Origin of the sequence: Microcystis sp. M49636_WE2 (assembly GCF_030065375.1) — a bacterium.
GTDB classification, from domain to species: Bacteria; Cyanobacteriota; Cyanobacteriia; order Cyanobacteriales; family Microcystaceae; genus Microcystis; species Microcystis aeruginosa_C.
In genome coordinates this window covers 1-3,909 of sequence record NZ_JASJFG010000339.1, presented here as the reverse complement: position 1 = coordinate 3,909, position 3,909 = coordinate 1, and the positions used below count along the sequence as shown (strand labels likewise).

The window sequence follows — 3,909 nt, the reverse complement described above, 5'->3', positions numbered from 1 at the left end:
GAGTCATTTTTTACTCTTGTTTGCTCATATTTTTGTACTTCCTCATAGATATAACGGGGGGAAAGACAGCCAAAACTTAACCAAGCTGAGAATTTTGAGGAATAATTAGTCCCTAACATTTCATTGCGGGTTTCTTTATAGGTTTTTAAGGAATCACTATCCCAAATATATTCCTTAACCCGTGATTTTCCTGCCATTTCACCCCCTTGAAACGACAAAACACCTCGCCAGTCTAGAATTAGTTCTGTTAAGCCTAAATCGTTTAAACTAGGAAGGTTTCCAAAATCTATTTTAGGTAATTTTGTCAACTTTTTCGGCGTGGGATAAGTTGTTCTTATTTCCCAATGACGTTCTACTTGTTTACGAAAATTAGTAAATAATTCCGGCAGTTGATTAAGGGTAAAAGGTAAATCATCAGGATGGTATAAAGTGGCTGTCCAAAAAGTTTTTATCTGCACGGGAAACCCAGATAAAGCCTGATTTACCGCTTTTTCTACCGCTAATTCCTCTGCTGTTACCTCTTGATGATAATAAACCTTGGCTATCTGCAATTCTTGAACTAATTGCGGGATAAGTTCTTCTGGTTTTCCCCGTCGGATAATTAAATTACCGCCTAAATTTTCCAGAGATTGTCGCAAATCTGCTACGCTTTCTAATAAAAATTTAGCTCGGAACTTGCCAGTTTTTGGGAACCCGTAGGAAGTAAGACCAAATTGACGCTCATCAAAACAATAAAAGGGAATTATCTCTAATTGTTCTTGAATGGCTCGATAAATTGCCTCGTGATCGTGAATCCGCAGATCATTGCGATACCAGATTAAAACCCGCATTTAAGTAGTTAGGTGTTAAAAACCATCAGACACCCCCATTATTAAGGGGGGAATAAGGGGGGATCGGCACCCCCCTTATTAAGGGGGGATTAAGGGGGGATCGGCACCCCCCTTATTAAGGGGGGATTAAGGGGGGATCGGCACCCCCCTTATTAAGGGGGGATTAGGGGGGGATCGAAGCCAAAATCTATCTTGAATTTAATTATCTTTTCCCGTAGTAATGGCCATAGTAATCATAATTATGGTCTTTCCGACTAACATTATTAGCCACTAAACCTAACACGGAAATGTTGGATAATCTCAGATCTTCGAGTAGATTTTTGAGCGCAAAGCGATCAGTTTTGCCCAGTTTAGTGACGAGAATTAGGCCAGTGGCCATGGCGGCGAGAATTTTCCCATCGGCAAAAGCGGCGATCGGTGGTAGATCGTAGATAATTAGATCGAAAACGTCGTCTTGCTGTAATTGCGAGATCATCTCCTGCATTCTCTGGGAAGAAAGCAAGCGGGTTGGATCTGGGGGAATTGAACCGGCGGTAAGAATCGATAAATTCTCGTAGCGGGGTAGGGATTGAATTGCCTCGTTCCAATCGAGACCCTCGGCGAGGACATTACTGAGTCCGTGGTCGTTATCGAGATTAAGTCGCAGGTGAATTTGGGGTCGTCGCAGGTCGGCATCCACCAGTAAGACTCTTTTTCCCATACTAGCGGCAGCCTTAGCGATATTTATTGATATGGTGGTTTTACCATCTCCCGGTGATACAGAACTAATCACGAGGGACTTGAGGGGGGAATCGGAACCGAGGAGGCGAATATTGGTGTTAAGAGTGTGGAAAGCTTCCGAGAAGGGGGAGAAATTATAGTAGTAGGGGTTTTCGTTGGCTGATTTCGGGCTAGTATTAGGGATAGTAATTTTGCGATCGCCAACTGTTAACTGGGGTAGGGCGGCGGTGATCACTTTTTCGATCTTACCGATGTCTTTTTGCCAGGGAATTGCGCCTAAAAGGGGTAGTTTAGTATCTTCTTTTAGTTCATCTGCACTATGATGAACGGGGTCTAATCTTTCGGCTAAAAAGGCCACCCCCAGTCCTAATAAAAGGCCACCGATAAGCCCTAAAGCCAGATTTCGCACAGGTTTAGGAGAAACGAAGTCCTCCCCTACCTCTGGTGGGGAAATTAGTTGCCAAGGCACCACTTGTTGTGCCACCTGTAGCTGTAATTTTTGCTGTTGATCCAGAAAACGGTTAAGGCTGGTGGTGGCGATTTCCAACTCTCGCTGCAAATCCGTATAGCGACGGGCTAAAACCGCAAGATTTTTGACCGAGGCTTTCTGTTGTTCGAGGGCTTGGGCAAGGGATTCTACCTTAATTTCTAGGGTTTGGCGACTGTTAGCGGCTTCCACCAATTGTTGGGTTAATTCTACTCGCAAAGCGCTCTGAGATACCAAAGCCGGGGAATTACCCACTGTCTGGGGCAGTTTTTCCCCTAGGGTTCTCTGGGCCTCGTTTTGCAGTAGGGGCAGCAAATTAGCGCGTTTTTCCTCTAGGGTGGCGATTATCGGGCTATCTTTCGCGAAAACTGCCGATTGTTTGGCCAATTCCACTTCTACTTCCTGCAGCTGCTTGAGCAAATCTTGATAACCGGGAGATTCACTGAGATAAGTAGCGATAATTGCTTGATTAGGGGCCAATCCCACCTGTTGCTGTAAAGCTTGATAGCGAGAGTTAATTTCGTTAAGGGCAACTTGGGCTGCCCGATAATCTTGTTCAGTAGTGGTTAACTGTTGTGATAAACGAGTCGCCTCTTTATCGGGATCCAGGAAATTGTATTGCTGCCGGAATTGCTGCATTTGTTTTTGTAGAGAATTAACTCGTTCCCGCAGCACCGGCAATTGAGCGTTAACAAAATCCAAACCTTGATTAATTTCGGTCTTGCGTTCCTGAGAACTATATTTTAGGTAATGACGGGCTAAATTATCTAAAACCAGCTTGATTTTTTCCGGTTCCGCATCTCGATAGGAAATTTCTAAAACTTTCGTCTCTTTTAATTGACTAATTTCGAGATCAGATTTGCCAGTTTTACTAATTAAATCACTGTAGGTAAAGTCGGGATACTTAGGGGTTATTTTACTAAGGATGGGGTTAAGAAGTTGAGGACTGGTTAAAACGGCGATTTGGGTATCATAATCGATGTCTTCACCACCTAACTGAGGTAGGATATCTTGGGCTGCCAGTCTGGAAGAACTTTTATTTTCCTCGATGGGTTGACCGATGAGCAGCAGGAATTTACCTTGATAGATAGGGGTTTTTAAGAAAGTATAAGCAGCAATCGCACCCGTCACCCCTAGGGTGATGCCAGCGATTACCCACCAGCGATGCTTGATGACAGAAAGGACTTGACGCAGGTTCAGTTCCTCTTCTTCTTGCGTCGGGGAGGGGATAAAAGCCGGTTGGGCAAAAACTGGCAGATTTGCTTGACTTTGGGTTTTTAAAGCCCCATTTTGTTGGTTGTTCATCATTAATCAAATAGTCAAGGGATAACTGTATTAAAAGATTTTCCGGTGGCAATCTGGCTCGATTTGTCACCGCTCAATCATAACACCGTGCTACAATGATAACCCTAGTTTTTCCAGTAATTACCAAATAAGGTGGGTTTAACCTAGTCAATGCCACTGGCGGCTTGACATACCCCCCCCTGAACGGTTACAAATTGTGTGCTATCCTGCCACAAGCTAAACCGCCATAACCACCATCACACGAGAGCCTAAATGACAATCCCATTAGCACCTCGCATCTCTGATACTTTACCCCCCATTACCTGGGAGAAATTGCCAGCGGATTTTGTCCTCCCTGATGAACCAGTGGAAAGCACCCTACAACCCCTCCTCGCGGCGGCTTTGCGAGAATCTTTAGAATTAGCCAGTTTAATTGTGGAAGCGAGTCTTAAGTAGTCATGCAAAATTAATTACCCAAATAAAAAATTAAGAAGTATAATACATAAAAAAACGAAGCAGCAGGAAAATACAATGAGATTGATTAGAGACCTAAACCCCGAGAGCCAGAAAATGCTAGAGAGAATTTAT

At 43.9% G+C, this 3,909-nt stretch carries 3 protein-coding genes; 1 reads left to right on the top strand and 2 read right to left on the bottom strand.

Annotation, left to right across the window (positions count from 1 at the left end):
* Positions 1 to 830 (bottom strand): DASH family cryptochrome (locus PX484_RS08100; protein ID WP_288103405.1); only part of this gene is annotated, 830 nt, incomplete at its 3' end.
* A 202-nt stretch (positions 831 to 1,032) separates the two neighbouring features.
* Positions 1,033 to 3,345, bottom strand: a complete 2,313-nt coding sequence (locus PX484_RS08095) for a GumC family protein (RefSeq protein ID WP_287768330.1) — start codon at positions 3,343 to 3,345, stop codon at positions 1,033 to 1,035.
* 249 nt (positions 3,346 to 3,594) lie between these two features.
* Between PX484_RS08095 and PX484_RS08090 the strand changes: the two genes are divergently transcribed.
* A complete protein-coding gene (locus PX484_RS08090) occupies positions 3,595 to 3,777 on the top strand; it encodes a hypothetical protein (protein WP_287768366.1) in 183 nt (60 codons plus the stop codon).
* Positions 3,778 to 3,909: the final 132 nt, after the last annotated feature.